Source organism: Vibrio sp. 10N.222.55.C6, from assembly GCF_041473395.1.
Taxonomy (GTDB): domain Bacteria; phylum Pseudomonadota; class Gammaproteobacteria; order Enterobacterales; family Vibrionaceae; genus Vibrio; species Vibrio crassostreae_C.
Genome location: NZ_JBFRSD010001135.1, coordinates 1 through 662, shown reverse-complemented (window position 1 = coordinate 662; position 662 = coordinate 1). Strand labels below are relative to the sequence as shown.

Here is a 662-nt window from a genome sequence, read left to right as displayed (position 1 = left end):
ACAAGATAACGATACGTAATATGAGCAAGCACGGATACAGGAAGTAAGCGAGAAACAAAATAATGTTAGTAAAGTTTAATGAGGTGAAAAAACGAAATTTAACAATATTATAGCAGCGTCATGAAATCACAGAGGTACCCCTGAGGAAGTAATATGTCTAACGGGGGAACCGAAGTTATTTGTAAAGTAAGAGTAAACTAAAAAAAAAGGATATCGATATGTTCAAAAAAGCTAACGTCATTGCCGCAGCGATTGCGGTATTAAGTGTCAATGCATATGCACAAGACGGAAACGCACTACTGTCTTTCTCAGGTTTCGTGTTCGGCGGAGGTAGTGGGGCAGACCTAAATGTCACAAACTCCATCAATGGCACTATTACAGGCGAGGCTACAACGAATCTAGTAGAGACAGATAGGATAGGTTCGGTGGATCTGGAGAGTAGCAAAACGGATACGACCAAAATCAATGTGGAAATAACGAGAGCGGATATATCAGTAGATAATACAGATGATCTAACAGCAACGGCAACCGTTGATTTGGTGATGGGGATGACAACACATAGTGATGTAAGCGTAGGCTCAAAAGTCAGTTTCGACGCAGTGATGGACGCAGCACAAACTTTGAACGTTAGTCCGGAATGGCAAGTAACAACACCATTAAGC

Annotated in this window: 1 protein-coding gene; it reads left to right on the top strand. The window is 41.4% G+C overall.

What is annotated here, in order from left to right; translation table 11 throughout:
* Nucleotides 1-218: 218 nt before the first annotated feature.
* On the top strand, nucleotides 219-662 hold a 444-nt coding region (locus AB4486_RS27880), incomplete at its 3' end, for a hypothetical protein (RefSeq protein ID WP_372120052.1).